The organism is Pseudarthrobacter sp. 05T312, assembly GCF_056396685.1.
This window is the reverse complement of record NZ_JBFTLY010000023.1, coordinates 35,133-58,740: the sequence shown is the minus strand read 5'-3', so window position 1 is coordinate 58,740 and position 23,608 is coordinate 35,133. Positions and strand designations below refer to the sequence as shown.

At 67.1% G+C, this 23,608-nt stretch carries 24 protein-coding genes; 7 read left to right on the top strand and 17 right to left on the bottom strand.

The window, feature by feature from the left end:
- Positions 1 to 10 precede the first annotated feature (10 nt).
- Together pheT and pheS are read right to left on the bottom strand one after the other, a co-directional pair.
- Complete coding sequence (pheT, locus tag AC1DIP_RS20855) at positions 11 to 2,554, bottom strand: phenylalanine--tRNA ligase subunit beta (RefSeq protein ID WP_476210410.1); 2,544 nt, start codon at positions 2,552 to 2,554, stop codon at positions 11 to 13.
- Between the two features lie 2 nt (positions 2,555 to 2,556).
- Complete coding sequence (gene pheS / locus AC1DIP_RS20850) at positions 2,557 to 3,618, bottom strand: phenylalanine--tRNA ligase subunit alpha (protein WP_141160940.1); 1,062 nt, start codon at positions 3,616 to 3,618, stop codon at positions 2,557 to 2,559.
- Positions 3,619 to 3,818: 200 nt separating this feature from the next.
- Here pheS and AC1DIP_RS20845 point away from each other — a divergent pair, with 200 nt between their 5' ends.
- The 3 genes from AC1DIP_RS20845 to AC1DIP_RS20835 all read left to right on the top strand — a co-directional run bounded on the left by AC1DIP_RS20845 (position 3,819) and on the right by AC1DIP_RS20835 (position 6,126).
- Positions 3,819 to 4,271 carry a hypothetical protein gene (locus AC1DIP_RS20845; protein WP_477734958.1) on the top strand — a complete coding sequence of 151 codons (453 nt, stop codon included), beginning with the start codon at positions 3,819 to 3,821 and terminating at the stop codon, positions 4,269 to 4,271.
- Entirely contained in the window at positions 4,268 to 4,942 is a 675-nt protein-coding gene (locus AC1DIP_RS20840) for an SIMPL domain-containing protein (protein ID WP_477734957.1), read from the top strand. The genes AC1DIP_RS20845 and AC1DIP_RS20840 overlap by 4 nt, the downstream gene beginning before the upstream one ends.
- An 83-nt stretch (positions 4,943 to 5,025) precedes the next feature.
- Positions 5,026 to 6,126 carry an Rv2578c family radical SAM protein gene (locus tag AC1DIP_RS20835; protein WP_477734956.1) on the top strand — a complete coding sequence of 367 codons (1,101 nt, stop codon included), beginning with the start codon at positions 5,026 to 5,028 and terminating at the stop codon, positions 6,124 to 6,126.
- 13 nt (positions 6,127 to 6,139) lie between these two features.
- Here AC1DIP_RS20835 and AC1DIP_RS20830 read toward each other — a convergent pair whose 3' ends face one another.
- Positions 6,140 to 6,598, bottom strand: coding sequence for an NUDIX domain-containing protein (locus AC1DIP_RS20830; RefSeq protein WP_476210404.1), 459 nt, complete (start codon positions 6,596 to 6,598; stop codon positions 6,140 to 6,142).
- 158 nt (positions 6,599 to 6,756) lie between these two features.
- Here AC1DIP_RS20830 and AC1DIP_RS20825 point away from each other — a divergent pair, with 158 nt between their 5' ends.
- A complete protein-coding gene (locus AC1DIP_RS20825; protein WP_476210402.1) occupies positions 6,757 to 7,965 on the top strand; it encodes an MFS transporter in 1,209 nt (402 codons plus the stop codon).
- Positions 7,966 to 8,144: 179 nt separating this feature from the next.
- Positions 8,145 to 8,420: a GlsB/YeaQ/YmgE family stress response membrane protein gene (locus tag AC1DIP_RS20820; protein WP_141160945.1), complete on the top strand. Its 276-nt coding sequence runs from the start codon at positions 8,145 to 8,147 to the stop codon at positions 8,418 to 8,420.
- A gap of 65 nt (positions 8,421 to 8,485) precedes the next feature.
- On the opposite strand, the gene AC1DIP_RS20815 is transcribed toward AC1DIP_RS20820, so the two are convergent.
- The 4 genes from AC1DIP_RS20815 to infC form a co-directional block, all read right to left on the bottom strand.
- Entirely contained in the window at positions 8,486 to 9,409 is a 924-nt protein-coding gene (locus AC1DIP_RS20815) for a TrmH family RNA methyltransferase (RefSeq protein WP_476210400.1), read from the bottom strand.
- A 69-nt stretch (positions 9,410 to 9,478) separates the two neighbouring features.
- Positions 9,479 to 9,868, bottom strand: a complete 390-nt coding sequence (rplT, locus tag AC1DIP_RS20810; RefSeq protein WP_018763610.1) for a 50S ribosomal protein L20 — start codon at positions 9,866 to 9,868, stop codon at positions 9,479 to 9,481.
- A 118-nt stretch (positions 9,869 to 9,986) separates the two neighbouring features.
- Positions 9,987 to 10,181 carry a 50S ribosomal protein L35 gene (gene rpmI / locus AC1DIP_RS20805; protein WP_009358635.1) on the bottom strand — a complete coding sequence of 65 codons (195 nt, stop codon included), beginning with the start codon at positions 10,179 to 10,181 and terminating at the stop codon, positions 9,987 to 9,989.
- Between the two features lie 116 nt (positions 10,182 to 10,297).
- On the bottom strand, positions 10,298 to 11,269 hold the full coding sequence (gene infC / locus AC1DIP_RS20800) for a translation initiation factor IF-3 (RefSeq protein ID WP_477734955.1): 972 nt from the start codon (positions 11,267 to 11,269) through the stop codon (positions 10,298 to 10,300).
- A 399-nt stretch (positions 11,270 to 11,668) separates the two neighbouring features.
- On the opposite strand from infC, the gene AC1DIP_RS20795 reads away from it, so the two are divergent.
- The gene (locus AC1DIP_RS20795; RefSeq protein ID WP_476210380.1) at positions 11,669 to 12,055 is read left to right on the top strand and encodes a DUF1844 domain-containing protein; all 387 of its coding nucleotides are present in this window, start codon (positions 11,669 to 11,671) and stop codon (positions 12,053 to 12,055) included.
- 93 nt (positions 12,056 to 12,148) lie between these two features.
- Here the strand turns inward: AC1DIP_RS20795 and AC1DIP_RS20790 are convergent, their stop codons facing one another.
- From AC1DIP_RS20790 to AC1DIP_RS20755, 8 genes are all read right to left on the bottom strand, one after another.
- On the bottom strand, positions 12,149 to 13,444 hold the full coding sequence (locus AC1DIP_RS20790) for an MFS transporter (RefSeq protein WP_476210379.1): 1,296 nt from the start codon (positions 13,442 to 13,444) through the stop codon (positions 12,149 to 12,151).
- Positions 13,445 to 13,502: 58 nt separating this feature from the next.
- Entirely contained in the window at positions 13,503 to 14,387 is an 885-nt protein-coding gene (locus AC1DIP_RS20785) for an SseB family protein (protein ID WP_477734954.1), read from the bottom strand.
- Between the two features lie 21 nt (positions 14,388 to 14,408).
- The gene (gene priA / locus AC1DIP_RS20780) at positions 14,409 to 15,155 is read right to left on the bottom strand and encodes a bifunctional 1-(5-phosphoribosyl)-5-((5-phosphoribosylamino)methylideneamino)imidazole-4-carboxamide isomerase/phosphoribosylanthranilate isomerase PriA (protein WP_159632316.1); all 747 of its coding nucleotides are present in this window, start codon (positions 15,153 to 15,155) and stop codon (positions 14,409 to 14,411) included.
- An 84-nt stretch (positions 15,156 to 15,239) separates the two neighbouring features.
- Positions 15,240 to 15,398: a hypothetical protein gene (locus tag AC1DIP_RS20775; protein WP_224025617.1), complete on the bottom strand. Its 159-nt coding sequence runs from the start codon at positions 15,396 to 15,398 to the stop codon at positions 15,240 to 15,242.
- Entirely contained in the window at positions 15,399 to 16,160 is a 762-nt protein-coding gene (gene hisH, locus AC1DIP_RS20770; RefSeq protein WP_275180306.1) for an imidazole glycerol phosphate synthase subunit HisH, read from the bottom strand.
- Positions 16,157 to 16,783 (bottom strand): imidazoleglycerol-phosphate dehydratase HisB, encoded by a 627-nt coding sequence (gene hisB / locus AC1DIP_RS20765; protein WP_224025616.1) that lies wholly within the window; start codon positions 16,781 to 16,783, stop codon positions 16,157 to 16,159. The genes hisH and hisB overlap by 4 nt, the downstream gene beginning before the upstream one ends.
- Before the next feature lie 61 nt (positions 16,784 to 16,844).
- Positions 16,845 to 17,963, bottom strand: a complete 1,119-nt coding sequence (locus tag AC1DIP_RS20760; RefSeq protein ID WP_477734953.1) for a histidinol-phosphate transaminase — start codon at positions 17,961 to 17,963, stop codon at positions 16,845 to 16,847.
- A 119-nt stretch (positions 17,964 to 18,082) separates the two neighbouring features.
- On the bottom strand, positions 18,083 to 18,433 hold the full coding sequence (locus AC1DIP_RS20755; RefSeq protein WP_477734952.1) for a LysM peptidoglycan-binding domain-containing protein: 351 nt from the start codon (positions 18,431 to 18,433) through the stop codon (positions 18,083 to 18,085).
- Between the two features lie 353 nt (positions 18,434 to 18,786).
- On the opposite strand from AC1DIP_RS20755, the gene lexA reads away from it, so the two are divergent.
- Positions 18,787 to 19,521: a transcriptional repressor LexA gene (lexA, locus tag AC1DIP_RS20750; RefSeq protein WP_159632321.1), complete on the top strand. Its 735-nt coding sequence runs from the start codon at positions 18,787 to 18,789 to the stop codon at positions 19,519 to 19,521.
- Between the two features lie 48 nt (positions 19,522 to 19,569).
- On the opposite strand, the gene AC1DIP_RS20745 is transcribed toward lexA, so the two are convergent.
- Together AC1DIP_RS20745 and hflX are read right to left on the bottom strand one after the other, a co-directional pair.
- Positions 19,570 to 21,627 carry an ATP-dependent DNA helicase gene (locus AC1DIP_RS20745; protein WP_224025614.1) on the bottom strand — a complete coding sequence of 686 codons (2,058 nt, stop codon included), beginning with the start codon at positions 21,625 to 21,627 and terminating at the stop codon, positions 19,570 to 19,572.
- Positions 21,620 to 23,197, bottom strand: a complete 1,578-nt coding sequence (gene hflX / locus AC1DIP_RS20740; protein WP_477734951.1) for a GTPase HflX — start codon at positions 23,195 to 23,197, stop codon at positions 21,620 to 21,622. Before hflX ends, AC1DIP_RS20745 begins: the two co-directional genes overlap by 8 nt.
- Positions 23,198 to 23,608: the final 411 nt, after the last annotated feature.

The window sequence follows — 23,608 nt, the reverse complement described above, 5'->3', positions numbered from 1 at the left end:
TGCAGGAGACCTACCGCTGGACAGCTCCGAAACGTTCGGCAGCCAGTGCAACTGCGCCTTCACGCGCCGTTGACGCCTCGTCAGCGGTCAGGGTGCGGTCTGCGGCCCGGAACCGGAGCCCGAAGGCCAGCGACTTCTTGCCGTCCTCGATGCCCTTGCCTGCGTAAACGTCGAACAGCGCCACGTCTTCCAGCAGCTCTCCGGCGCCTTCGCGCAGGGCGGCAAGGACGTCGTCTGCGGGCACGTCGGCCGGGACCACGAGCGCCACGTCCTGCGTGGCCACCGGGAACGTGGAAATGTGGCGGGCCACAATCACGTCAGGGGCGGCCTCGAACAGGGCATCGGCATCGAGTTCCAGTGCCACCGAACGGGCGGGCATGTCCGAGGCAGCCAGCAGCTTGGGGTGCAGTTCACCGGCGTAGCCGACGGTCTCCCCCGTGCGCAGCGCCAGCCGGGCGGTGCGGCCGGGGTGGAACGCCTGGTGGCTGCCCTGGCTGACCACCAGGTCAACGCCCAGCACGTCGCCGGCAAGCCGGGCCACGTCCAGTGCGTCGGCCCAGTCCCATGCGCGGGGCGTGTGGGCCGCAGCGGCCGGGGAGTCGTGGCCGGTGAAGACTGCCGCGATGTGGAACGGCTGGTTCGGGACGCCGTCGTACAGTGCGTCAAGAACCTCATCGGCAGGCTTGGCACCCAGCGGCGGGATGGAGGCCGTGCCCACCGTCCCCTCGGGCAGGAACACCAGGCCGGATTCGAACAGGGCCAGGTCCCGGAAGCCACGGGAGTGGTTGCGCTTGGCCACCTCGATCAGTCCGGGCAGGATGGACGTGCGCAGGTAGCCGTGCTCCTCGCTGATCGGGTTGGCCAGCTTGAGGGCGGTTCGCGCCCCTCCTTCTTCTGCCACGCCGAAGGTGTCGTTGGCCGCCTTGGAGACGAACGGGTAGGACAGGACCTCGGTGAGTCCGGCGTCGGCCAGTGCCTGGATGAGGCGGCGGCGCTGCTGCTGGACGCGGGTCAGGCCGCGGCCCGGAGGGGCGACCGGCAGCGTGGCGGGGATCTTGTCGTAGCCCACCAGCCGGGCGATCTCCTCGGTGAGGTCTTCTTTGGTCTCCAGGTCGCTGCGCCAGCTCGGCGGCGTCACGGTCCAGCCGCCGTCGTTCTTCACGACTGCGGCGCCCAGGTCCTCCAGCGAGGTGACGATCTGGTCCTCGGTGAAGTCGATGCCGATGCGCTCGGCAGCGAAGCCTGCGGGCAGCTCGATGGTGACGGTGTCCGGGGCGGTCCCGACGTCGGTGCCGGCTTCGTCGGCAGTGCCGCCGGCCAGTTCCACCAGGAGGTCCACCACGCGCTGGGCGGCGACGCCCGCCACCTGCCAGTCCACGCCGCGTTCGAAGCGCTTCGACGCCTCGGACGGCAGTTTGTGCCGGCGCCGGGAGCGGCCGATGGAAACGTCGTCAAAGTGCGCCGCCTCAACCAGGATGTTCGACGTCGAGTCGCTCACCTCGGTGGCCGCCCCGCCCATGACGCCTGCGATGCCGATGGCGCCGGAGTCGTCCGTGATGAGCAGGTCCTCGGCGTCGAGCTTGCGTTCCTTGCCGTCCAGGGTGGTGATCATCTCCCCCGCGGCTGCGCGGCGCACCACGATGTCGCCGGAGAGCGTGTCCAGGTCGTAGCAGTGCGTGGGCTGGCCCAGTTCGAGCATGACGTAGTTGGAGATGTCCACCGGCAGGGAGATGGAGCGGATGCCGGCGAGCCGGAGCCGGGAGACCATCCATGGCGGGGTGGGACGGGTGGCGTCCACGCCCCGGACGGTGCGGGCCACGAACCGGTCGCAGCCGGCTTTGCCGTAGATGGGGGCGTCGTCGTTGAGCTTGACGCCATAGCCGCCGGAAAGTTCGGCCGGTGCCTGGACCCTGGATGCGGGGTCCGTGAAGGCGGTGCCGGTGGCGTGCGCGTATTCGCGGGCCACGCCGCGGATGGAGAAGGCGTAGCCGCGGTCCGGGGTGACGTTGATTTCGGCTGCCTGGTCGTACAGGCCCAGGAGCTCCATGGCGTCGGTGCCCACCTCGGGGTCCAGCCCGATGCGGGACAGCACCAGGATGCCGTCGTGGTCCTCGCCGATACCCAGTTCGCGGACCGAGGCAATCATGCCGGCGGACAGGTGTCCGTACGTCTTGCGGGCTGAGATGCGGAAGTCGCCGGGCAGCACGGCGCCGGGCAGCGTGACCACCACTTTGTCGCCCTCGACGAAGTTGTGCGCGCCGCAGATGATGCCCTGGACGCCGGAGGGGTCGATGCCGTCCCCGGTGAGGGTCTGTTCCTTGCCTTCGGGGACTACGCGGACCTGGCACCAGTTGATGGTCTTGCCGTTGGTCTGCGGTTCCTTGACCAGGCTCAGGACCTGGCCCACCACCACGGGGCCCTGGAGGGTGTCCGTGGGACGGTGGACGGCTTCTTCTTCAAAGCCGACCTTGACCAGGTCTTCCATGACGTCTTCGGCCGTTGCTCCGGCCGGTACTGCTGCGAATTCCCGCAGCCAGGAAAGTGGGATACGCACTGTTAGATCTCCATCCCGAAGTGCTCGCTGAACCGTACATCGCCTTCGATCATGTCGTGCATGTCGGCAACCTCGTTGCGGAACATGAGGGCACGCTCGATGCCCATGCCGAAGGCAAAACCTGAATAGACGTCCGGGTCGATGCCGGCGGCGCGCAGGACGTTGGGGTTGACCATGCCGCAGCCGCCCCACTCGATCCAGCGCGGACCGCCCTTGGCGCCGGGGTGGAAGATGTCCAGTTCGGCAGACGGCTCGGTGAACGGGAAGTAGTTGGGGCGCAGGCGGACCTTCGCCTCCTCGCCGAACATCTGGCGGGTGAAGTGCTCCAGGGTGCCCAGCAGGTCCGCCATGGACAGGCCCTTGTCGATGGCCAGGCCCTCAAACTGGTGGAACACCGGGGTGTGGGTGGCGTCCAGCTCATCGGTGCGGAACACCTTGCCCGGGCACAGCACGTAGATGGGCACCTCGCGCTCGAGCATGGAGCGGACCTGCACCGGGGAGGTGTGGGTGCGCATCAACAGGTGCGCTTCGGGCGGTTCCACGAAGAAGGTGTCCTGCATTTCGCGGGCGGGGTGGTCCGGCTTGAAGTTCAGGGCATCGAAGTTGAACCACTCGGATTCCACCTCGGGGCCTTCGGCGATCTCCCAGCCCATGCCTACGAAGATGTCCGCGACGCGGTCCTGCAGGGTGGACAGCGGGTGGCGCGCACCGGCACGGCGGCGGCGGGGGGCGGCGGTGACGTCCACGGTTTCCTCGACCAGGATCCGGGCATCGTTCTCGGCTTCGAGCACCTCGGCGCGCTCGGCGAGCGCCTTGTTGACCCGGCCGCGGGAGGCGCCCATCAGCTTTCCGGCGAGCGCCTTCTGGTCCTTGGGCAACCTGCCGATTTCGCGGTTGGCAAGGCTGAGCGGAGATTTCTCGCCGCTGTGGGCAAGGCGTACCGCCTTCAGCTCGTCAAGGGTGGCCGCACCGGCGATGGCGGTGATGGCCTGGTCTACAGCGGCGTTGATGGCGGCCTCATCCGTGGGGTTCGGGATGGCGGCGCCCGGCAAAGTTTCAGTCATCTACTGTTCTTAGCTACGAGTCGTGGCTGCCGGCGGCCGGTCAGCCTTGCACGGTTTCCCGCGCGGCCCGTCCGTCGCCGGCAGGTCATGGATGAATGCGCTGAACGTCAGTGTCATTCAATGACCAGGTCAGGGCTCGCCGGCAGGACCGGCGGCCACTGCCCTCCAGTCTAGTAGAACCCTCCGGTTACCATGGCCTCATGACTTTGCGGCAGCGCGCGGGTTCCCTTGATGGCACGACGACGGCCCAGCGGCTCAGGCGGGCAGCCAACCTCCTCAACGGGAGCACCCTGGCCGGGCTCGCCGTCGCCCTTGCCGCCCGGACACAGGTCAGCCGCGGCCCGCGCGGACTGCTCATTGCTGCCGGTTACCGCTGGCGGTTGCCGCTTGCGCAGGCCTACACCCTGGGCAACGTGGTGCTGTGCCGCAGCACAGCGGCGGACCTGCTGTCGCGGCCCGCACTCCTGGGACACGAGGAGCGGCACTGCAGCCAGTACGCATGGTGCCTGGGGCTGCCGTTCCTCCCGTTGTACCTCGCGGCCGCCGCCTGGTCGTTGCTGCGCACCGGCAATCCGGGGACCGCGAACATCTTTGAACGGCGGGCCGGGCTGGCAGCCGGCGGCTACCCCATCGAGGCAGGGAGGCAGGCGTGACTGCCCAGGATATCCATTCCCGTTTGGATCCCGGGACCATCACCGTCACGGGGACGGGGTGGGCGGAAGCCGCCCCGGACCTGATGCTGGTCTCCGTAGGCGTGGAGTGCCGCGCCGCCTCGGTGGCTGAAGCGTATGCGGCCGCCGGCACACGCCTAGCGGCAGCCACCTCAGTGCTGCGGGGCTGCGGTGTTGCCCCGGACGATATCCGCTCGGCCGGCCTGGCCGTCCGAGCGGACCTCGCCTGGCGGGACGGTGAAGGCCAACGGCTCGTAGGCTACGTGGCATCGAGCAGCGTGACCGTCCGGCTGCGGGATCTCGGTACGGCCTCGGCCACAGTCTCCGAGGCTGTCCTCGCCGCCGGGGACGATGTCCGCTTGAACAGCCTCCAGCTGGTCCTCTCTGACGATTCCCCGGTCCGGGCACGGGCCCGTGACGCCGCCTGGCAGGACGCACTCAGCTCAGCCGGGCAGTATGCCGCGCTGGCCTCGGCCGCGCTGGGGAGGGTCTTGGCTGTCACCGAACCGCGTCCGGCGGCGGGACCGGTGCCGCTGGCCGGCATCCAGCGGGCATCCGCAACGGAGGGACCGTCGGTGGAACCGGGCGTAAGCCGGGTGGAGGCAAGGGTGGACGTGACATGGGAGCTGCTGCCCGGCAGCGAGGGCAGGTAAAGCAGCTGCGGCGTCGCCAGGAGGCGGTTCCGGACGGCGCGGCACCCTTGACTTAAATTCGAACATGTTTTCGAATTGGTGTCATGAGATGGGAAGCGCAAGCACTGGTGCAAACGCCGGACACCCCTGGTGGACCAGTTCCGGCGCTGCTGCCGCTGGCAGGCCTGGTCCGCTCCGTCACCACCCCGGAGTTCGCCGGGATCACCTTCCACGAGGTCACCGCCAAATCGGTGCTCAACAAGGTCCCGGCCGGATCGAAGATGCCGTTCGAATGGACGGTCAATCCCTACCGCGGCTGCAGCCACGCCTGCGTGTACTGCTTTGCGCGCAAAAGCCATACGTACCTGGACTTCGACGCCGGCATGGACTTCGACAGCCAGGTGGTGGTGAAGGTCAACGCCGCGGAGATTCTCCGGAAGGAACTGAACAAGGCCTCCTGGACCCGGCAGCAGGTGGCGCTGGGCACCAACACCGATCCCTACCAGCGGGCCGAGGGCCGGTACAAACTGATGCCGGGGATCATCAATGCCTTGGCGGAGTCGGGAACGCCCTTGTCCATCCTCACCAAGGGGACCCTGCTGGCACGGGACATTCCCCTGCTCAAGAGCGCCGCAGCCCAGGTACCCGTGGGGCTTGGCGTCTCCTTGGCCATGACCGACGAAGCCCTCTCCGAGGCAATCGAACCCGGCACTCCGGGGCCCAGGGCGCGCCTCAAACTGGTGTCACGGCTGCGCGAGGCCGGCCTGCCCTGCGGGGTCATGGCGATGCCCATCCTGCCGTGGCTCTCGGACAGCGACGAAGCCCTGGATGCCCTGTTCGCTTCGCTGGCCGCCGCGGGAGCCACCGGCGTCACCGCCGGCGCTCTCTACCTGAAGCCGGGTACCAGGGAATGGTTCATGAAGTGGGTTGCTGCCCACCACCCCGCACTGGCCGGGCGCTACCGGCGGCTCTACGGAACCGGTTCCTATGCGTCCAAGGAGTACCGGGTGTGGCTTGCGGGCAGGGTCCGGTACTTCAAAGCCCGTTACGGCTTTACGCAGGCCTCCGGCTTCAGCCACCGGGATCTTGACGATCCGCGGGCCGAGGAAGCTGCGTACCCTGCGGGGACCATCCCCACCGCGGCTCCCGACGGTCCCGCGGCTGCTTCAGCGTCGCCGTCCGCGGTGCAGGATTCCCTGTTCTAGGCAGCTTGGCGTATCAGGCGTGGGCCTGGCCCTTCCCCGGCACCATCGCAGCCACAGAGTCCAGGAGTGCGTGCACAATCGGATAGTCGGCCGGTATCCAGGGCAGGCCAAGGACAGCTGCCCTGTCCTCCAGCCGGATCCAGCGCAGTTCGTCGTGGTCTTCGAGCGGCGCTGGCTCGCCACTGGCCACCTCGGCGAACCAGACCCTCATGCTGGCCCGGTCGTTGAGCGGCCAGCCGGCCGGCGCCTCCGCCGGCAGTTCTGCACCCAGCGTTGCGCCGATTCCCAGCTCTTCGGCCAGCTCCCGGACCAGGGCGGCTTCGGGCGCCTCACCCGGTTCCACCTTTCCCCCCGGGAATTCCCACAGACCGGCCAGGTGCTCGGGAGCGCTGCGCCGCGCCACCAGAAGGGCGGTTGGATTAGCCAACCTGTCCACCACGGCTCCGCCTACTACCTGTATCAGTCCAGTCACCGGCCCATTCTATGGGCCACAATGGAAGGGGCCCGGAACAGCATTCCTTCTTCAGGGAACAGATCCTTCCCGCCAAGGGTTGGCTCCACTGTCGGGACCTTCCTGCCCCATAGCCGTGGCGTCCCCCTTTCCAGTTCCACCTTGTGAGAAGCAGGCATATGAGCAGCGTCCTTTCCCAGTCCACGGCAGCCCGTACCAAGACCCCCAACGTCGGCCTGGCCATCTTTGCCCTGGCCATGGGCGGCGTGGGCATCGGCGTCACCGAGTTCACCATGATGGGCCTGCTCAAGGAAGTGGAGCAGGGCCTGGGGATCAGCACCCCGGAAGCCGGGCACCTGATCTCCGCCTATGCGCTGGGAGTGGTGGTAGGGGCTCCCCTGCTGGCCGCCGTCGGCGCTAAGCTGCCCCGCAAGAGGCTGGCCCTGGGCCTGCTGCTGTTCTTCACGGTGGCCAACCTGACCTCATTCATGGCCCCCGACTACGGGTCGATGCTCGTGTCCCGCTTTGCGGCCGGGCTGCCCCACGGGGCGTTCTTCGGAGTCGCGGCCGTCATTGCAGCGTCCCTGGTTCCGCCCACCCGCCGGGGCTGGGCCATCTCCATGGTCATGGCGGGCCTGAGCGTCTCCAACGTGGTGGGCGTTCCGTTCGCCACCTGGCTGGGCCAAACCTTCGGCTGGCGCCTGCTGTTTGTCCTGGTGGGTGCCATCGGCCTGCTGGCACTGCTCATGGTGTGGAAGTTCGTACCGTTCCAGGCCGCCCACCCCGACGCGAGCATCCGCCGTGAACTCGGCGCCCTCAAGCGGCTCCAGGTCTGGCTGGCACTCCTGGTGGGCATTGTTGGCTTCGGCGGCTTCTTCGCCACCTACACGTACATCGCGCACACCATGACCGCAGTGGCAGGTATCCCGTCAGCATGGATTCCCTTGGTGGTTGCCCTGTACGGGCTGGGGATGGTGGCCGGCAACATCGTGGGTGGCAGGTTGGCCGACAAATCGGTCATGGGCACGCTCTACCGGGTCCTCCCCGCCATTGCCGTGGCCCTGGTCGTCTATGCCCTGGCCGCGCACTGGCCGTGGAGTGCCATGGTGATGGTGTTCGTGGTGGGCGCATCCGGATCCATGCTGATCCCGGCCCTCCAGACCCGCCTCCTCGATGCCTCGCCCGATGCCCCGTCGCTGGCATCGTCCCTCAACCATGCCGCGCTGAATGTCGCCAACGCACTCGGCGCATTCCTCGGGGGGCTGGTCATCGCGCTGGGGTGGGGCTTTGTCGCCCCCGCCCTGGTGGGCGCTGTCCTTGCGGTCCTCGGCTTCAGCGTCGCCCTGCTCAGCGGACTGCTGGAGCGCAAAAGGCCGCTTGCTGCCTGAGCCGGCCGGCCACCCGTCCCGGGCGGCCCCATCGCCGGTCCGGCAGCAGTAAACAGGCCACCCGTGACGGGTCTTAACGATGCGGCAACGCCCGCTTTGGAGCTACTGACTTTGCCGGGTGCGTATGTTAGCTTGAGGCTCATCGGGACTATTAATCCCGGTCACAATAAGGAGGAGACATGGGTTTTCTTGCTTGGATTATTTTGGGCCTGATTGTCGGGGCCATCGTTAAGGCCGTTATGCCCGGACGGGTCGGCGGCGGCTGGGTCACCAGCCTCATCCTGGGTGTCGTTGGAGCCATCGTTGGCGGCTGGATTGGCAGCCTCCTGTTCAACAAGGGCGATCTTGCCTTCTTCGACCTCGGCACCTGGATTCTCGCTATCGTTGGCGGCCTGGTTGTCGCCGGCATCTACGGAGCCGTCACCGGACGCGGAAAAGCCACTCGCGCACCCTGATTAATCTGTCCAGCAACACTCAACGGGCCCCGGATTTCCGGGGCCTTTCTTTGTACCCGAGTGCACTATCCGTTGAGGTCCTGGGACGGTGATGCAGGGCGGCGCTGGGAACGGGCACTGGCGTAGAGGCACACGGTGGCCGCCGTTCCAAGGTTGAGGCTTTCGGCCGCGCCGTATACCGGGACCGCAACCCGGTGGTCTGCCAGTGCAAGCTCCTCTTCGGAGAGGCCCTGGGCCTCATTCCCAAAGAACCAGGCGGTCGGCGCAGCAAGGTCGTATTCGGATGCAGGGCCGGCTCCGGTGAGCCGGCGGCGGGCGTTCTCGTCCTGCAGGACATCGAGGTCCAGCTGCCCGTATCCGTCGGCCGCAAGGATCCCGATGCCGCGGGCCTTGCATGCCGCAGCCAGTTCTGCGGGGTCCGCGGCAAGGACCACTGGAAGGTGGAACAGCGAGCCCGCGGTGGAGCGGACGGCCTTGGGGTTGTAGATATCGACGCTGGAGGTGGTGAAGACCACTGCGTCCGCGCCTGCCGAATCGGCTGCGCGCAGGACCGTGCCGGCGTTCCCGGGATCCCTGACCTGGCACAGCACGGCAATCAGGAGGGGTGCGGCGTCGAGCACGTCCGCCAGCTCAACGTCCACGAAACGGCAGACGGCGACGATGCCCTGCGGATTGACGGTGTCCGCCATGGCCGCCAGGACCTCGTCGGTGGCCAGCCGGGCGTCGGTGCCTTCGGCAAGTTCTTCGAATTCGGGGAAACGGTCAAGGCAGCTTTCGCTGGCGAAGACCTCAGTGACGATCCCCTCGGCGCCGGACGCAAGGCGTTGCTGGTGGAGCTTGAGGGCTTCCCGGACCGCCTGCGGCCCCTCGGCAAGGAACTGGCCGCGCTTTAAACGGGCCGGGCGCCCTGCAAGTTTTGCCACGTCCCTGACCCGATCGGCTCGGGGGTTGGACAGTGGAAGATCTTGCGGGCGCCCGGATTCGTTCATACAAGAACTGTAGTAGCTGACGCTTCGAGTTCCTGAACTGGCCCCTCAGGCGAGGGGTGGCAGCGGCTGCTAAGCTGCGGCAACCTTCTTGGCGGAGGTGTCTGCCGGCAGGGAGTCCTTGGCCACCTGGACCAGTGCGGCGAAGGCGTTGGCGTCAGAGACGGCAAGCTCGGCCAGCATGCGGCGGTCAACCTCGACCTCGGCGGCCTTCAGGCCCTGGATGAGGCGGTTGTAGGTCAGGCCGTTGGCGCGGGACGCAGCGTTGATGCGCTGGATCCACAGGCGGCGGAAGTCGCCCTTCTTCTTCTTGCGGTCACCGTAGCTGTACACAAACGAGTGCAGCAGCTGCTCTTTGGCCTTGCGGTACAGGCGCGACCGCTGTCCGCGGTAGCCCTTCGCCCGTTCAAGAACAACCCGGCGCTTCTTGTGGGCGTTGACCGCCCTCTTCACACGTGCCACGTGCGTACTCCTTCGAAAATCTGATCCCAAGCATCTGTTGCCGGTGTTCCGGCGGCCTGAGAAGGCTGTTTGGCAGGTGACGGACCACCGGCGGGCGGTCCATCAATAAACTTGGAAACTAGATGCCGAGCATCTTCCGGATGACCTTGGCGTCGCCCTTGAAGACGATCTTGTCGCCGGCAAGGCGGCGGGTCAGGCGGCTGGACTTGTGCTCCAGGTAGTGGCGGCGGTTGGCCTGCTGGCGGCGCAGCTTGCCGCTGCCGGTCAGCTTGAAGCGCTTCTTAGCACCACTGTGGGTCTTCATCTTCGGCATGGGAACCGATCTCCTTACGTTTCTGCGGGCCCGGGGGCCGGCAGTTCTATCGCGCAGCCACCCCCGCGGGCAGCATGCTGGTTGCTGACTGCCGGAGCATGCCCGGCAGCTGTGAACTAGTTGGTCTTCTTACCGGCCGGCTTCGGCACTGCCTTGGGGGCAGGGCGTGCAGCAGGCTTAGGTGCAGCAGGCCTGGCCACCGGCTTGGGCGGCGCAGGCACGCCGGCCGGCTTCGGCGCAGCCGCTTCCGGCTTGGCGGCAACTGCAGGCTTGGGCGCCGGCGCGGCGGCCTTCGGTGCAGCAGCCTTGGGTGCAGCAGCAGCCTTCGGCGCTTCCTGCTTCGGAGCCGGAGCCTTGGGGGCTTCCTGCTTCGGAGCCTCCTGCTTCGGTGCTTCCTGCTCAGGAGCGGCAGCAGGCGCTTCGGCCGGAGCGTTGTCGGCGGCAGGTGCCTCCGGCTCGGTGGAGACGGTGAAGCCTTCCGGCAGGAGGTCCGCCAGCGACTGGGTCATGGGAGCCTGGTCCTTGCCGGAGGTGTCTACCCGGCCCGCAGCCTTGGCTTCATTCTCGGCCTTGGCTTCGGCGCGCTGGGTGGCACGGCGTGCCTCCGCCTTCGCTTCTGCCTTGTTCTTCAGCGGGCCAACCACCATGACCATGTTGCGGCCGTCGATGCGGGGGCTGGACTCCACCACGCCGACTTCGGCGACGTCGTCCGCGAAGCGCTGGAGCAGGCGGATGCCCATCTCCGGACGCTGCTGCTCGCGGCCACGGAACTGGATCATGGCCTTGACCTTGTCCCCGGCGCCGAGGAAGCGCAGGGCGTGGCCGCGCTTGGTCTCGTAGTCGTGGGTGTCGATCTTCAAGCGGAAGCGGATTTCCTTCAGAACAGTGTTCGTCTGGTTCTTCCGGGCCTCACGTGCCTTGACCGCGGCCTCGTACTTGTACTTGCCGAAGTCCATCAGCTTGCACACCGGAGGCTTCGCCTGAGGTGCAACTTCAACGAGATCAAGGTCGGACTCGGCAGCCAGGCGCAGGGCATCCTCAATACGGACGATTCCTACCTGTTCACCTGCAGGGCCGACCAGCCGCACCTCGGGGACGCGGATACGCTCATTGATTCTTGGCTCGCTAATGTTAAAGCTCCTGTGTTTGTTGTTGAGTCCGGCAAATGAAGAAGGCCCCCAATTGCCGGAGCAATCGAAGGCCTCAAAGAGGTTGGACCGGCAACCCGAAAAGGGCTGCACGTGCACAGTCCCGGCAAATGCCGGCTCATGCCCAACCAGGTACCCGGCAACCTTGCGTCCCTGCGGGTTCCAGAGGAACGGGCGGGACAACGGCTGACGCGGGTGGGAGAGAACTCCGCTTGCAAACTGGATGCCATTCTACAGAAAAAATTCCCGTCAACGCCGCGAAGCGCTGCTGGGAACCTGATCGCTTAGGACAATCCCTGAAATAACTACATCCAGTCGGTCTGTGTCAAGCTTACCAGTATGAGCACCCCAGACAGTAATTCATACGTCTTCGAGCCCGGCAACGCAGGCGCAGACGTTTCACAACAGATCCGCGACATCTCCGAAGTTCCCGCCATCGAGGTCATCACCACGGCGGCCGTACACCTGATGAGCGCCGCCGCGGTAAAGCTTGGCCTGGCCGCGGAGGACAACGCAGCCGAACTCAAGGACCTCGACGAGGCCCGGAAGCTGATCACCGCACTGGCCGGACTCGTGACCGCAGCTGCCCCGGAGATCGGATCCCAGCACGCCGGACCCTTGCGCGACGGCCTGCGGTCCCTGCAGCTGGCCTTCCGCGAAGAGTCACTGATTCCGGATGCACCGGGCAAGGGCCCGGGCGAAAAGTACACCGGGGCAGTCAACTAAAGCCCAACTCCCCCAGGCACCGTCCGACGGCGGGACACCCCCTTTGCGGGTGTCCCGCCGTCGCGCTTTAACTCCACGGCTGGGCGGGACCGCTCAGGCGGCCGGCCGGCGGCGCCGCTGTTGGAGCGCAAGCCCTACGACGCAGAGCACCACGCCGGCGGCTCCGACGGAAACGAAACCGCCGGAGGGGCCCATGACGTCGATGAAGACCCCGGCCAGCGGCGAACCGAACGCAACTCCGGCGGTCAACGCGGAGCCGTACCAGCCCATCGCCTCCCCGCGCCGCTCCTCGGACACCAGGTCCGCCACTTTCTCTGAGGCCGCGGACAGCACGGGGGCGCACAGCAGCCCGGGCAGGACGGAGACGAGGGCCAGCGTCCAGGTGTCGTGGGCGAAAGCCATGGGCAGGGTCAGGGCGGCCATGCCGAGCAGCAGGAAGATGGGCGGGACGGGCCGGTGCATGGCCCCGTAGATCAAACCGCCCACCACGGAAGCCGCACACCAGAAGACGAAGACGATCCCGATCTCGCTCTGGTGGCCGCCGATTTCCAGTGCAGCGACGATGCCGACGTCGGTGCCGCTGAGGACCATTCCGGCGCCGGCCGCTACGGCGAAGAGGGCTGCGACTGTTGCGGTGAACCAGGAAAAGCCGCCCGCCAGCTTTCCCCGAAGGCCCTGCGCGGCGCTGGTGGCCGCCCCGGCGGGCGCCAGTTCGGCAGCGGCTTCCTGCACATGCGCCGGGGCCGTGGACACCACCGCGGCCTCGGCAGCATGCTGCTCATCCTCTGCGCATTCCAGGCTCAGGCCCTCGCTGCGGGTGGGCGGGTTGAACCACATGAGGAACAGGCCGGCGAGCGACGTCGAAACGCCCACCACCGTGAGTCCTGCGGTGGTGTAGCCGCTGGTGGCCACCACGGCGCCGGCGGCCGGGCCGATCATGAAGACCACTTCGGTGGTGATGGCGTCGAGGGCAAACGCGGTGCGGCGCTGCTCGCCCTCCGCCAGGACGCCCAGGGATTGACGGACCACGCTGAAGATGGGGAGCGTGAGCAGGCCGCCCACAAAGACCAGCGGAAGGAGCCACTGGTAGGACACGTGGGGCACCACCGACCAGATCACCGTCTCCGAGATCACCGATGGAATGAGCGCGGTCCGAAGACCCACGGTGTCCACGCGCCTGCCACGCCACGGCGCACCCAGCGCAATGCCGATGGTCATGACGGCCGCGGCGGCACCGGCGGCGGCATAGCCCTGGCCCAGGGTGAGGACGATGTGCAGGGTGAGCAGAACGCCGGCGGCCGAGTGCGGGATCCGGGCAACCATGCCCACCAGCAGCAGCCGGCGGATGGGCCGAACGGCAAGCAACTCCCGGTAGAGAGCGAAATTCACGAAAGCGGTCCTTCGGATGCGCCGCAGCCCCGGCGGGGATCACCCATCCGGCTGGCGGCTAGTCGGGCGCGCGCCTCAGTTTGATTTCAAGGGAATCGACGCGCTCCCCAAACAATACATTCCGGGACCACTCCGCCTGCAGGCCGGCCACCAGCTCCTGCACACCGGCAGCGTCGAGGCCGTCTTCAAGGTACAGCACCACTTGCAGCTCCGGCCCGGCACCACCGCCTGGAACAACAGAGCCGTCGGCGGCCATGGCGGCCACTCCCCTGCCGGGCAGCAGCTCGATGCCGCGGACAGCCGCGAAGCCGGCGGCAGCGGTGCCCATTTCGGCGGCCAGCTCCTGGTCACCGTAGGAAGGGGTCCAGCCATGCTGCTGGGCGAGGGCCCAGACACCGGGCCTGCGCACCACGAACGTCACGTCGGCGCCCGGATCCAGGACCAGGAGTTCTGCCCCTTCGGCGACGGCCGAGAGCGCCGCGCGGGCGGCATAGACGGCCACCGGACGGGCTTCGGGATGCCAGGCGGACAATGCGTCCGCCGACGTGAAGGCCGGCAGCGCAGTCCGTCCGTCCGCAGCCTTCAGCGTCACCAGCGCCATATCCGCCTGTTTGTCAGCGTGCAGCCCGTGCTCTGTTTCTGCCTCTTCAGCCAGCTGCGCCACGATGGGAATGAAAACCCGGGCCGTGGCCAGCGACGCAACGACGTCAGCCTCGTCGCCCCGCCCCTGGCGGAGCGCGGCAATTGCGGCGAGGTAGCCGACGTCGGCCGTTCCGTCGTCGTCCTCGAAGTTGTGGATCTTTGCGTCCTCACCGGCGAGGCTGCGGCCGGCCCATGGCTGGCCCGCGGAGTCCGTGGCACCACCGGCGCCTGCCAGCGCCGCCGCGATGTGTCCGGGCAGGTGGCGGGCGGGAGGGTTTACCGGTTCTTCGGAGCTGGGCATGGCCGGGCTGCTTCCCCGCGCCTAGCGGCGGCCGGCGACGTCGAGGGCTTCGGGCAGCGTGAAGGCTCCGGCGTAGAGGGCCTTGCCCACAATGGCGCCTTCGACGCCCAGGGGAACCAGCGAGCGGAGGACCTTGAGGTCGTCCAGGCTGGAGATGCCGCCGGAGGCCACCACGGGCTTGCCGGTCTTCTCCACCATCTGGCGCAGGAGTTCAACGTTCGGGCCCTGCAGGGTGCCGTCCTTGGTCACATCGGTCACCACATAGCGGGCGCAGCCGGCCTCTTCGAGGCGGCCCAGCACGTCCCACAGGTCCCCGCCTTCCTTCGTCCAGCCACGGCCGGCCAGGGTGGTCCCCCGGACGTCAAGGCCGACGGCGATCTTGTCGCCGAAGCGCTCGATGGCCCGGGCAGTCCACTCCGGGTTTTCCAGTGCCGCGGTCCCGAGGTTGACGCGTGCCACACCCAAATCGAGGGCTGCTTCCAGGGTCTCGTCATCGCGGAGGCCGCCCGAGAGCTCCACCTTGATGTCCAGCCTGCCCACCACCTCGCGGAGCAGGTCGGCGTTGGAGCCACGCCCAAACGCTGCGTCAAGGTCCACCAGGTGAACCCATTCGGCGCCCTGCTGCTGCCAGTTCAGCGCCGCTTCGAGGGGCGTTCCGTAGCTGGTTTCGCTTCCTGCCTCGCCCTGGACCAGCCGGACGGCCTGGCCGTTGACGACGTCGACGGCAGGCAGCAGTTCAAGTACCGGCAGGTCATGTGCGGTGGTCATACTCATCCTCGGTGTTGGTTCTTCGGTTTCGGGCAAAGGCGGGTGGAAGTCGGCGCGCTCAGGCAGCGCCGCGGAGCCCCTGGATCAGCCGGCCGGCAGCGTGAGCAGGTAGGCGGCGACCAGCGACATGGCGGCCAGGACATAAAAGGCCACCTGGGTCCAGAGGGGCTTGCGCTGCTGCCGGAACGAGATGCCGCCGCCAATCAGCAGGCCGGCGAGGCCCGTCAGGAGTACGGGCCACATCTAGGCGTCACTGCCGGCGTCGGCGGCCGGGGCGCCGGAGTCAGCGGCGGCCGGCTTGCGCAGGCCTTCCACCCAGTTGCGCAGGAGCCGCGCACCGGCATCGCCGGACTTTTCGGGGTGGAACTGGGTGGCGCAGAGCGGGCCGTTTTCTACGGCGGCGATGAACGGTCCGCCGTGCTCGGACCAGGTAACCAGGGGCGGCGCCATCCGGGGCTGGATGACGTCGAAGTTCCATTCCTGCACGCCGTAGGAGTGCACGAAGTAGAACCGTTCGTTTTCGACGCCGGCAAAGAGTTTCGAGCCTTCGGGGACCTTGACGGTGTTCCAGCCCATGTGCGGAACAACTTCGGCGGGGAGTGCCTCCACCTTGCCCGGCCATTCGCCGATGCCCTGCGCTTCGGTGCCGTGTTCGACGCCGGCTTCAAACAGGACCTGCAGGCCCACGCAGATCCCAAGGACCGGGCGGCCGCCTGCCACGCGCCGGCCGATGAGCCGGATGCCGTCCACGGCCTTGAGCTCGCGCATCACGGTCTCGAACGCGCCGACGCCCGGCACCACCAGGCCGTCCGCGTTCAGCACGTCTTCCGGCTTGGCGCTCAGGACCACTTCCGCGCCGGCACGTTCCAGCGCGCGCACGGCCGAGCGGACGTTCCCGGACCCGTAGTCCAGCACCGTGACCGTGGGCTTGCCCTCCGGCGACGGCAGCCTGCGCGACGCCGACGGGTCGATGATTGCCCCGTCCTTCAGGACCTGCCCGCTCACAGCGCACCCTTGGTGGACGGGATGCCCTCAACCCGGGGATCCGGTTCGACGGCGGCGCGGAGGGCGCGGGCAAAGGCCTTGAACTGTGCCTCGACGATGTGGTGCGGGTCCCGGCCGGCAATCACGTTCATGTGCAGGCAGATGCCGGCGTGCAGGGTGATGGCCTCGAACACGTGGCGGGTCAGGGACCCTGTGAAGTGGCCGCCGATCAGGTGGTATTCCTGGCCCGCCGGCTCACCCCCGTGCACCAGATACGGGCGGCCGGACACGTCCACCACCGCATTGGCAAGGGCCTCATCCAGCGGCACGGTGGCTTCGCCGAACCGGCGGATGCCTGCCTTGTTGCCCAGGGCAGTCCGGAGGACCTCGCCGAAAGTGATGGCGACGTCCTCCACGGTGTGGTGGACGTCGATGTGGGTGTCGCCGGTGGCCTTGACCGTCATGTCGATCAGCGAGTGCTTGCACAGGGCGGTCAGCATGTGGTCGTAGAACGGCACCGAGGTATCGATGTCCGATACGCCGGTTCCGTCGAGGTTGATCTCCACGAGTACGGAGGACTCGCTGGTGGCACGCTCCATGCGGGCGGTCCGGGCAGCAGCCGTATTCGATCCGGTTGGACTCATGGTGAAGGATCCTTAGTGGGAGAAGGAGTGGTTCAAGGCGACCAGCGCCGCAGTATCAAGTCTAGGCGTGAAGCGCGGCGTGGCCGGCAAGGATGCGTTCCAGGGACGTGAGGAAGGCTGTGGTTTCCGCCTCAGTGCCTGCGGTGACCCGGAGGTGGCCCGGGATGCCCACGTCCCGGATGAGCACGCCCGCGTCCAGCAGTTCCTGCCAGACCTGGTGCGGATTTTCCAGGCCGCCAAAGAACACGTAGTTGGAGTCCGACGCGGCGGGCTTGAGGCCCATCCTGGTCAGTTCGGCCACGATGCGGTCCCGCTGCTTCTTGATGTCCTCGACGTCGGCCATGAGCGCTTCGCGGTGTTCGAGTGCGGCCAGGGCGGTGGCCTGGGTGATGGCGGACAGGTGGTACGGCAGGCGGACCAGGCGCAGGGCGTCGGTGACCTCGGGTGCAGCAGCCATGTAGCCGAGCCGGGCCCCCGCCAGGGCGAACGCCTTGCTCATGGTGCGGGACACGATCAGCCGCTCACGGCCGGGCAGGAGCGTCAGCGCGCTGGGCGTTCCGTCGTGCGCGAACTCGTGGTACGCCTCATCGACTATGACGATGGCCTGGCTGTCCGCACCGGCCTCGTAGACGGCCTCCACGACGTCCAGCCCAAGCCCGGTCCCGGTGGGGTTGTTGGGCGAGCAGAGGAACACGATGTTCGGCTGCAGTTCCTTGACCTGGCGGGCTGCGGACTCAGCGCTGAGATCGTAGCCTTCCGAGCGTTCCCCGGTGATGTACTGCGTGTCCGTTCCACTGGCCAGCAGTGGGTACATGGAGTACGTGGGCGGGAAGCCAAGGGCCGTGCGCCCTGGACCGCCGAAGGCCTGGAGGATCTGTTGCAGGACCTCGTTGGAACCGTTGGCTGCCCAAAGGTTGGTTTCGTCGAGCCCATGCCCGAGGTATTCCGCCAGGGCCTTCCGGAGCGCTGTGAACTCGCGGTCCGGGTAGCGGTTGAGGCCCGCGGCGGCTTCGGTAACGGCGGCGCTGATGGCGGCCCGCACATCGGCAGGAACACCATGGGTGTTTTCGTTGACGTTCAGCAGGATGGGGACGTCCAACTGGGGAGCCCCATAGGGAGTCAGTCCGCGAAGGTTGCTGCGGAGGGGAAGCCGGTTCAGACGTTCTAGCTGCTGGTTCACCTGAACAGTTTAGTTGCCGCGGCAACCGCCGGAAAATGTGACGGTTCCTGTTCGCTCCGGGCACGGCCAGGAGCGAGGCGGTGCCTGCAGCGCACCACACGGATCGCCGTGGCAGCTACTCAGTGCGTGGGAACGAACAGCTGCTGGCCTGGAAGGACGGTGCCGGCGTCAAGGTTGTTGAGCTGGACGATGTCCGCCACGACGTCGCGGGCGTCCCGGTCCGGAGCGACGGCGCCCGCAATGGCCCACAGCGACTGGCCGGACTGCACGGTCACCGTGACGGTGGGCGTCACGGCAAGGTCGGCGGCCGAGTCCGAGGCCTTGGCCGGGGAGTGGAAGAGGCCTGAAAGCGACAGCAGGAGTACAGCCAGGAGCACGAGCGGAACTCCGATCAGGACGATCCTCCCCCGGCGGGTCAGCCGCAGGGGTGCGGACGAAGGTGAAACCTGGTGAAGAGATAAAGCTGACATGAACTAAGCCCTCCTGGACTTGCCGTGCTGCCCGGGTGTCCGCCCGCTGCTGCCTTGCCGTTCATATCGCGCCGGACTTCTCCCGGCCGCGTATTCGAATGGGGCACCTGCTGGTTAGAACACATGTTCGAACTTTGCTTGTTAAGTTTTAGCACCTATCAACGAACATTGTCGAGACTCGCTAGAACAAATGTTTGAAAAAGCAATGTGGCTGGCCTAGTTTTGAAACCACAGAACATCCACCACTGAAGTTGAACAGCAGGGTCTGACAATGACAGTGGGAGTCCTTCCGGCGGCACTGTGGAACAGCGGCACACGGAAGATCCGGCGGCAAGCGAAAGGCATTGGCGAATATGGCAGCAGCAGCCGCCGGGGGCAGGACCGCCCCGCAATCCAAGAGGACAGCCAAGGGCCTGACCCCACGGCAGAAAAAGATCCTCGAAACCATCCAGCGCTCGGTCAACGAGAACGGTTATCCGCCCTCCATGCGCGAGATCGGCGATACCGTCGGCCTTGCGAGCCTGTCCAGCGTGACCCACCAGCTCTCACAGTTGGAGAAGCTGGGTTACCTGCGCCGCGACCCCAAGCGGCCGCGCGCCATGGAAGTGCTGATGCCGCTCACGCTCGACGGCGGGGGCAAAGGCGCCGGCGCGTCTCCTGCGCCGCAGGCTGCGGGCGGCGGCGCCACGGTCACCGAACTGCCCACCGCGCTGGATACGGCCATGGTTCCGCTGGTGGGCCGGATTGCCGCCGGCGGCCCCATCCTCGCCGAACAGCTCGTGGAAGACGTCATGCCGCTGCCCCGCCAGCTGGTGGGCCAGGGCGAACTTTTCATGCTGAGGGTGGCCGGTGACTCCATGGTGGACGCCGCCATTTGCGACGGCGACTGGGTGGTGGTGCGGCGGCAGGCTGACGCTGCCAACGGGGACATTGTTGCTGCCCTGCTGGACGACGAGGCGACCGTGAAGACGTTCCGCCAGCGCGACGGACACACCTGGCTGCTCCCCCAGAACACGCAGTACGAACCAATCCTGGGCGACCACGCCACCATCATGGGCAAGGTCGTCTCAGTCCTGCGTTCGCTCTAGCCTGCGCACGCCTGCGCGGCATCCGCGCAGGCGTTGTCCGGCGGTTTCTCAGGAAGCGTCTGCACCAAGCCGGGTGAGCGCAGCCAGCGCCTTGGCGCGATCGGTGGTGGCCCAGAACGGGGGCAGCGCCCCGCGCAGGAATCCCGCATAGCGTTCGGTGGCCAGCCGTGAGTCCAGGACAGCCACCACCCCTTTGTCCCCGGTAGACCTGATCAGGCGGCCGGCGCCCTGCGCAAGCCGGATGGCCGCGTGGGTGGCGGAAACGGACATGAAGCCGTTTCCCCCTGCCTGCGCCACGGCACGCGAACGCGCCGTCATGAGGGGATCGTCCGGCCGCGGGAAGGGGATGCGGTCTATCACCACCAGCCGGCAGGATCCTCCGGGAACGTCGACGCCCTGCCACAGGGACATGGTTCCGAAGAGGCAGGTGTCCGGTTCGTCGGCGAATTGCTTCACCAGGGCGGTCATGGTCGACTCGCCCTGGCAGAGAACAGTCATATTGAGCTTGGGCCGGAGGGCATCGGCGGCCTCTTCGGCGGCCCGACGCGAGGAGAACAGGCACAGGGCGCCCCCACCGGATGCCTTGATGAGTGCTTCGAGTTCTGACAGCGCTTCCGGTGACACGCCGCGGCCGGGCTTGGGCAGGTGGCCGGCGACGTAGAGGATGCCCTGTTTGGGATAGTCGAAGGGCGAGCCAACATCCACGCCCGTCCAGCTGGGGGCTCCGTCGCCTACCAGGCCCAGTCCCCCGGCCGCCGGTTCAAAGGCGGAGCCAATGGCCAGGGTGGCAGAGGTCAGCACGACGGTATGGTCCGCAAAAAGCCCCTCCCGCAGCCTCCCGGCGACGGATAGTGGGGCTATGTTGATCAGCACCGGTGCACTGTCATCGGGCGGTGAGTATCCCTGGCCGGGGTCGAAGGTGCTGGCGCGGGAAAACCACACCACTTCGCGGTTCTCGCGTGCAGCAATGAGCCTTTCGCAGAGTTCCAGGATGAGCATCAGCCGGGAACGCGCCAGCTGCCGCCCGCCGTCGGCTGTGGTGTTGCTGTCTCCTTTGGAATCGGACAACGCGGCCCGGCACGCTTCACGCAATTGGTCCACGCAGTCGAGCTGTTCATCGTTCAGCCCGTTGGGAAGCAGACCGTTCGGCGCGCCGGCAAGAGCCAGCTCCAGGTTTGCAGCTGCGGCGTTCAGGGCATCAACGGTGATGGCGGTATGTTTCCGGGCACCCGAAGCGGCAGCGTGGACCATAGCCACGGACAACTGTCCGGACACGGCGCCAGTGACCCGGTCCTGCAGTTCGTGCGCTTCGTCCACCACCACGACGTCGTATTCGGGCAGGACCGCGAGTCCCTCGAACGCGCTGACGGCCAGCATGGCGTGGTTGGTCACCACCACATCGGCGTCGGCTGCGTCCTGGCGGGCGAGTTCGCTGAAGCATTCGGCGGCCATTGGGCATTTCTGTGCCCCCAGGCATTCCATCGACGTCACGGAAACCTGGCGCCAGGCACGGTCGGTCACACCCGGCAGGAGCTCGTCCCTGTCGCCGGTGGCTGTCTTTTCAGCCCATTCGCGGAGCCGCACCACTTCCTTGCCAAGCTGCGACGATGGTCCGCCCACGGAAGCAGCGAAATGTGGAACGCTGGTGTCCTCTCCCAGGGAGAAGAGCTGACCTTCCGAGGGCTCCTCTGACGGGAACCCGCCTTCAAGCTTGTGGCGGCAAACGTAGTTGGACCGCCCCTTGACCAGGGCAACCTTGACCGGCCGGTCCAGTGCCGGCGTGATGTTCTTCAGGAGCCGGGGCAGGTCCCTGCCCACAATCTGGGTCTGCAATGCCAGCGTGGCCGTGGACACCAGGGCCGGCTTGTTGCTTTCCAGGGCATGGGCGATAAGCGGCACCAGGTAGGCGAGCGATTTGCCGGTGCCGGTGCCTGCCTGGACCAACAAGTGGTTGCCCGTTTCGATGGCCCGGGCCACCTGGCGGGCCATTTCGTGTTGTCCGGTGCGGCTTTGTCCGCCCATGCCGGCGACGGCGCGGTCGAGCAGTTCAATAACGAACTGCTCGCCCGCCGTCTGCGCAGCTTCGCCGGCCGCGGGGTCAGTCATTGACGACGAATGGTTCCAGTTCAGACGCGAGGCCCTCCCGGACCATCACGGCAGCCCTGGTGCCTGCCTCAACGTGGTCCAGGCTGAGGATTTCGGCGTCGGACTCGTGGAGCTTGCTGAGCAGGTCCCCGCGGTCGTACGGAATGAGCAGCTCCATCTTGACCGATGGCCGCGGAATGGACTCACTGATGGCCTTCAGGAGTTCCGGAATGCCCTCCCCCGTGCGGGCCGAAACCACGACGTGCCGAGGCTCGCGCTGCTTGAGCCGCTCCACCACAAAGGGGTCCGCCGCATCGGCCTTGTTCAGGACGATGATCTCCGGCACCTTGCGCGCGTCGACTTCGCTGAAGACCTTCCGGACCGCGGCGATCTGCCCTTCCGGATCGGGATGCGACACGTCCACCACATGCAGGATCAGGTCCGAGTCTGCCACCTCCTCGAGGGTGGAGCGGAAGGCTTCCACCAGCTGGGTGGGCAGCGAACGGACGAACCCGACGGTGTCCGCCAGCGTGTACCCCAGGCCGTCAGCGGTCTCAGCCTTGCGGACCGTGGGATCAAGGGTGGCGAACAGCGCATTCTCCACGAGGACCCCAGCGTCGGTGAGCCGGTTGAGCAGCGAGGACTTGCCGGCGTTGGTGTAGCCGGCAATCGCCACGGAGGGTACTTCATTGCGCCGTCGGTTGGCCCGCTTGGTCTCGCGTGCCGGCTTCATGGCGGCGATTTCGCGCCGCAGCTTGGCCATGCGCGTCCGGATCCGGCGCCGGTCGAGTTCGATCTTGGTCTCACCGGGGCCACGGGAGCCCATGCCCGCGGCGGCGCCGCCCACCTGGCCACCAGCCTGGCGGGACATCGACTCACCCCAGCCGCGCAGGCGGGGAAGCAGGTATTCCAGCTGCGCCAGTTCCACCTGCGCCTTGCCTTCGCGGCTCTTGGCGTGCTGGGCGAAGATGTCCAGGATCAGCGCTGTTCGATCGATGACCTTGACCTTGACGATGTCTTCCAGGCCACGGCGCTGGGAGGGTGCCAGTTCGGCATCCACCACCACGGTGTCCGCGCCGGTGGCCGTGACGATGTCCTTGAGTTCCTGCGCCTTGCCGGAACCCAGGAACGTCCCGGGGTCCGGCTTGTCGCGGCGCTGCACCAGTCCGTCGAGGACTTCCGAGCCCGCCGTCTCGGCCAGGGCCGCCAGCTCCCGCAGTGAGTTTTCGGCGTCGGCCAGCGTCCCCTCGGACCAAAGCCCGGCCAGGACCACGCGTTCGAGGCGCAGCTGCCGGTATTCAACCTCTGTGACGTCCTCAAGCTCGGTGGACAGACCTGCCCTGCGGCGCAGGGCGCGCCGTTCCTCGAGGTCCTGCTGGTCGCCGTCGTACGTTGAATGTTCTTCGTCGAGCCGGGAAATGGCTTGCGCCTTGCCAAGCACGGCTTTTCCGCTGCCGCCTTCACCGCCGGACGTGCCGGCATTTTTGGCGGGAACGTCCTTGGCGAGGATCCGGTCGATGACAGCCTGGATCTCCTGCGGACTCATGTCCTGGGCGGCTGGATCGGAACCGGTATTGGGCTGGCTGGTCATGGTCTCCTTTGAAGATTCGGCAGTTCCAGAATAGTGCTGATTGGCTCGAAGTTGATAAGTATTCGCGCTGGGCTGACGGCCTGCGGTCATTCAGTTCTCCTGGTTGTTTCGCCGCCGGCTGCGATGCCGGGGCTCGAAGGCCGCATCAGGACGGCGGCACGGCTGGAAGACCGGACGAAGGCAGGAAGTGCAGCAACGGGCTGACTTTCGAGTTTTGTCCGGCGGCCGGCTCAGACGGAACGGTCTGGCCGGTGCGCAAAGCGGAAGGCATGGGAACCTGCATCGCTGCGGGACGCACTGTCGCTGGAGGACAGGCTGCGGACGGGCATGGCCCGTGCCGGCTACTCGAAGATCAGGAACATGCCATCCAGCCTAGCAGAGGGCCTTCAGGCCGGTTTCCCATTACGCTGC